The following is a 5,122-nucleotide window of genomic DNA, read 5'->3' on the forward strand; positions in this document are numbered from 1 at the left end:
ATTGCCAGTTTTCTGATGGTGCACCCCCAGCTTTCACCGATAAAAAGATTATCTTCCTGATCAGCATTGATGCAATAGGGATAGTTGAAGGTAGCTTCCGTTTCAGGATCGCCGTTTTCACCACCAAAAGAGCCGGCGGTGCCGGCAATGGTAGAGACATATTCTGATTTGCGGTTGTACTTTCTGATTGTGGGACTGTTGGTGTCGCACCAGTAGAGGTTTCCTTCGCTATCGACTGTGATGCCTCCCGGATACCGTAGTTTACAGTCGAGGCGGGGGGCATCGGTATATCCTTGTCCATTGAAGCCGATGAACTCTTCGACATTTTGCCCGTCTTTGCTTATTTTGTAGATGCCGTTGACGTATTGCACCGACAGATAGAAACAGTCATCCACCGGACTGTACACCAGGTAGGAGTAGTCGGTTGCTCCCACTGTACCTACGTTTTCATTCAGCACGTTCACATTTGAAGGATTGGCCAGTTCCAGGCGGCCAAAGAGTCCGGCTTTGTCGCGAAAGTAGAGCCACTTTTCAGAATCGTCGAGAGCACAGGAGTAAATGACGGCCGATGATTCGGAAATGCCCGAGACAATGGTTTGCGGTTCCCACAGCGCATCTTTGTCGTAAAGCACCACTTTGTGGTCATTGGCATCTTTGTTGATGCAATACAATTTTGTGCCGTCTTGCGAGATTGCGGGCTGGGCCCCGTAAAACCCGGTTTGCAAAGTAGATATTACATTATCTTTGATAGAGATAAACCGCACATTACCACTTAATGCCTCAAAAGTCAGGAGGTCTCCTCCGTCTACGGCGGCAATACCAAAAGTGCGCTGTATGCGGCCATCAGAGAGGATACCATCTTCGCTCCCTGCGACTCCCGAAACACCGGTGATGGTCGATACATTCTGTTCTACATGGTACCGAAAGGTTTGGTCGAATGCAGTGGTATCATCGTCAACCACTACTTGTATGGTGTTGTCCCCGCCACTTTGTTTGGGCACCAGGCAGTAGACGGTTTCGTTGTCGGCACCCAGAACGGTGGCTTCCTTCTCGTCGTCGGAAAAAAGCACTTTTATTTTTGAGATGTCCGACCCGAAGTTGCTGCCTTTGACCACAAATTTGGTGCGTATGCCTCCGCTGTCGGGCATAAAGGCATCGAGCTGTAAGGGTAGGGAAGGGTCGCGCTTACTCTGTGGGTCCGGTGTGTCGTCGTTGCATGCCATGGCAAGTAAAATGATGAACAGGACCAGAAGCGTATGTTTCACAATATGCCACAATCGCTGCATGGCAAGTGGATGTTTTTTTGTTCTCATATTTGTAGATTTTTTGCTGTTAATGATTTGAATAGTAAATAAATAGCTGTGTTTTGAGGGTCTGACTTTTGAGCATAAGAGCTCTAATCCGGGGAACCCTGGCCCGTTGGCCTGTTCCCCGGAAACCTCTATCTATGAAAAAAGAGTTGGCCCCCTAAATCCCCCCAAGGGGGACTAAAAAAGGGGAATTTGTGTTTCGTGTTCTGTGTTTTTTGTTACACAGGGTTCATGGAGAGAGACACAGAGGGCACAGAGTAGATGAGTTTTGTGTTTCTGGTTTTTTTCTTTTGGCTTAGCCCCAAAAGAAACAAAAGGTCAAGTCCGCTTAGAACCTATCTCCCCGCGTCACCCAAAATTTCCACCCATTGCGCAAGGCCTTCAAAGTCGCCCATTTTGGCCTCCCGCCATCGCCGGCCCGGCAAGCGGACAGGGCCCGCGCGCTGTTTAAATTGCCGGTTTCGTTTATTCATCGTAGTACATTTTTAATAAGATGATTTCTTACTGAATATAGGCTTTTTCTCTACTCGCCTAACTTATTACTTGTCTACTTCTCTCATTCTCAATCTTTTCTCTTCTGCCTTCTGCCTTTTTTACACAGAGTTTCACGGAGAAGACACGGAGATCACCGAGTTGGTGAGTTTTGTGTTTCTGGTTTCGTGTTGGCCTTCCCGCACCCCCTGTGAGAAAATTCTCTCACAGGGTAAACCTGACTCCCTGTAGCAAATATCACAGGGTAAACCTGAAGGGGGAACCCTGCCGCGCTGTTTGGCTTGTTGGTTTCGTTTATTCATAGTTGAAATCTTTTGAAAAGATGATTACCGACAAATTATTAGTGTATCTAATTTCTATCCTCTCAACCTCAATCTCAGTCTTAGCCTCAACCTCAGCCTCAACCTCAACCTCAGTCTTAGCCTCAGCCTCAACCTCCATGCCCCCTGCTCCATGCTCCATGCCCCATGCCCCATGCCCCATGCCCCATGCTCTCTGCTTTGTACTTCCTTCGTACCTTAGTCGTACCTGCTTCGGGGCCTCTTCGACTGTTCTTCGACTATTCTCCGTCCTTATAAGAGTCGAACAACAGTCGAACAAAGGCCGAAGAAGACCCGAACAAGACTCGGAGAAGGCTCGGACGAGCCTGCGTTATTTAATTGAATATCAATAATTTAAACGAATTTTTATTTAACAAAACATTATTCTCGACAGATAAACGACCGAAAATAATGCTCCAAAGTACTGTGAGATTGAGTGTTATGCGATGATGGATTTAAGAGGTCCCTGCAATCTCCCCTGACGGACATTGAGTTTCGTGTTTTTTGTTACTCAGAGTTTGTGGAGGAGAAACTGAGGTGCACTGAGCTATGAGCTAACAGCTAACCCCTTCCCTCTGGCGGCGGTCTTTGCAAAAACGTATTGTCTGGTGGTAGTTTCATAACGCTAATGTTTTACAAACAGTAAGCGTCTTGTGTGGCAGGCTGATTCCGGAAAGCAGCATTGCGGTCCGGTAAGTAAGGCGGGTACCAAAAAAAGATGGCGTGGAACCTGACTTACCGAATCGAGGTACTGGCATACCTTAGAGAGATAAGTACAGGCCCACGCCAATACCGTAGTGATATGACGTGAGCACTTTCACTTACTGTCTCTCTCTTTGAAAATTGCCAGTTTTCGACTCAAGACATCAAGTGCGAATGCTAAAAATTACTTTATGTAAGCGTTCGCAAATTTACTGTTTATTTCAGAGACCAGAAAATTCGATTTTTCCGGAGCTTCTTCCTTTATTGTTTAATAATATTTGCTATTTTTAATGTTTCAAAGATAGAAAGGTTTATTGGTTTAGTTATCAATGACAAACGCAGGTTCTCCGCATAACGCATGAGGATTCTCTACATAAACTAACTTTTGATCATCAAAACATTACAAGTCATGGATATAATGGATACTGCACGCCTGAATATTAAACGGCGCCGCGAAATTAAAGGACACCGTCAGCAGGATATGGCTGATAAGTTGAGTATGAGTCTCCGTAGTTATCAGAGTCTCGAAAGCGGGGAAACCAAACTTGACATTGAGCGGTTAGAACGAATCGCTGAAGTGTTGGAAACGAACATGGAGGACTTGTTGAGATCGGAAGGGTATTACATTCATCAAGAGGTTAAAGAAGGGGGGAATGGTCCAGGAGTAAATTTTGGAAATGACAACACATACCATTATGGTATTGATAAAGATATAATTGATAGATTACTTTCTGCGAAAGATGAGGAGATTCATTTTCTCAGGGAAGAATTGAAATCTCAAAAAGAGGAGAATAAGTACCTACGAGAAAAAATTGATCAATTGATGGAAATGATAGGGAAGAAGGATGTATAATTTACATCACATAAAAAGGTGCACAATAAACTCCAATTTGGTAGGTATTATGCACCTTTTACCAAGATTTAAGAAATATAACTGCATCTGAGGTGTGTTTAAAATTACGTTGTGCCCAATTAAAACAGAACCATGAAACCCAAAAGTAAATTGTTAATTAACCTGACTGGAGATAAAAGTTACTATCTCTGGAATGGCACAGATTCATATTATGATAAACTCAGGTCTGCATATATGGATATTAAGAATGATAATATTTCTGATTATTTATTATTTGGCTTTTTTACCTTGTGTTCTGCTACACTAGAGTATTCATTAAACTATATCTTAGCAGACTATAGTGTTGACAAGTTTGGTCCTGAAAATTATAAATCCTATTGTAGAGAGTATATTGGTTTAAGCTTTAGAAATAAACTTCTGATGATACCACATATTATATCAGACGGAAAATATCAAATGAATGACGAAGCTACCTCTTTTAAAACTCTCGAAGAATTAATAATTCTCAGAAATAAGATTATGCATAATAAAGAATTTCTTAAAGAATTTGATTTACCAATAAATGGAGAGCTTCTTGAGGACAAAGTATATATACCTCTTGATAAATCAAAATGGGATTTTAAAATCAATATAGCAGATAACTATATTGACACATTGACTAAAGAGAAATGCCTAAAATTTGGTGATGCATTAGGTGAGTTTAAGAAATATATAATGACACCTGCCTTATCAAAAAAATTAAATGTAAACGAAATGATTTTAAAACATTAAATATGGGCAAGACTAATACAAATATGGCAAGTGAATTTTGGTTCTATAGTCAATTACATAGGTTAGGTTATCAATCATACATCACATTAGGTAATACCAAATCAATTGATATTACAGTGCAACTTTCAGATGAAACATTATTAACCTTTGACGTCAAGGGAAAAGCAACTTTCAATTCCGGAACATACCAATATTTGCCTAAAATAAATAGAGAAAATCATTATTTTGTATTTGTAGGTCTACAAGTAAAAAAAAGCAATGATTTAATTTTGTTTGAAGGTGAACCAGAATGCTATATTTTACATTCAATTCATCTTAACCAGATTGCCTTTAATTGGACAGCAAGCAATAAGAAAACAAAAGGTTATGGTTTCGACCAAAATATATTTCGGATAATAAAGAAGTATGATAGTGAGAATGATGTTATGACAAAAACTGAGAAACGCAAATTAAATGGCTTTAAACATGTTCATAATATTCAAAATTTTGATTTTAAACATTACAAAAGTATCGTTCTAGATATAGCTGATTTTGAAAAAAAATATTACAATAAGAAATAACTGGGCACAACACTTAGCCTCCGATCAAGCGTTGTTTGCACACGCTTGATATTGGAGGCTATTGTTGAACTAAACAATCTTCAGGATGCCTCACAATAAAGAACTATAAAACAC

The 5,122-nt window shown here is 40.7% G+C and carries 5 protein-coding genes; 3 read left to right on the forward strand and 2 right to left on the reverse strand.

The features are described 5' to 3' along the window. A partial coding sequence (locus QZZ43_RS13295) for an IPT/TIG domain-containing protein (protein ID WP_291860221.1) occupies positions 1–1,313 on the reverse strand: 1,313 nt, incomplete at its 3' end. Between the two features lie 783 nt (positions 1,314–2,096). After that, complete coding sequence (locus QZZ43_RS13300; RefSeq protein WP_291860225.1) at positions 2,097–2,285, reverse strand: hypothetical protein; 189 nt, start codon at positions 2,283–2,285, stop codon at positions 2,097–2,099. A gap of 948 nt (positions 2,286–3,233) precedes the next feature. Between QZZ43_RS13300 and QZZ43_RS13305 the strand changes: the two genes are divergently transcribed. The 3 genes from QZZ43_RS13305 (at position 3,234) to QZZ43_RS13315 (ending at position 5,008) form a co-directional block, all read left to right on the forward strand. Beyond that, positions 3,234–3,677 (forward strand): helix-turn-helix domain-containing protein, encoded by a 444-nt coding sequence (locus QZZ43_RS13305; protein WP_291860228.1) that lies wholly within the window; start codon positions 3,234–3,236, stop codon positions 3,675–3,677. Between the two features lie 132 nt (positions 3,678–3,809). After that, positions 3,810–4,448, forward strand: a complete 639-nt coding sequence (locus tag QZZ43_RS13310) for a hypothetical protein (protein WP_291860230.1) — start codon at positions 3,810–3,812, stop codon at positions 4,446–4,448. Positions 4,449–4,450: 2 nt separating this feature from the next. Continuing rightward, positions 4,451–5,008: a hypothetical protein gene (locus QZZ43_RS13315; protein WP_291860233.1), complete on the forward strand. Its 558-nt coding sequence runs from the start codon at positions 4,451–4,453 to the stop codon at positions 5,006–5,008. Positions 5,009–5,122 lie beyond the last annotated feature (114 nt).

It is taken from the genome of Marinilabilia sp. (genome assembly GCF_016278715.1).
In the GTDB taxonomy this organism is placed as follows: domain Bacteria; phylum Bacteroidota; class Bacteroidia; order Bacteroidales; family Marinilabiliaceae; genus Marinilabilia.

Coding starts and splice junctions, on each gene's coding strand:
- QZZ43_RS13305 (WP_291860228.1), top strand. CDS start 3,234: ATGGATATAATGGATACTGCACGCCTGAATATTAAACGGCGCCGCGAA.
- QZZ43_RS13310 (WP_291860230.1), top strand. CDS start 3,810: ATGAAACCCAAAAGTAAATTGTTAATTAACCTGACTGGAGATAAAAGT.
- QZZ43_RS13315 (WP_291860233.1), top strand. CDS start 4,451: ATGGGCAAGACTAATACAAATATGGCAAGTGAATTTTGGTTCTATAGT.
- QZZ43_RS13300 (WP_291860225.1), bottom strand. CDS start 2,285: ATGGGGCATGGGGCATGGGGCATGGAGCATGGAGCAGGGGGCATGGAG.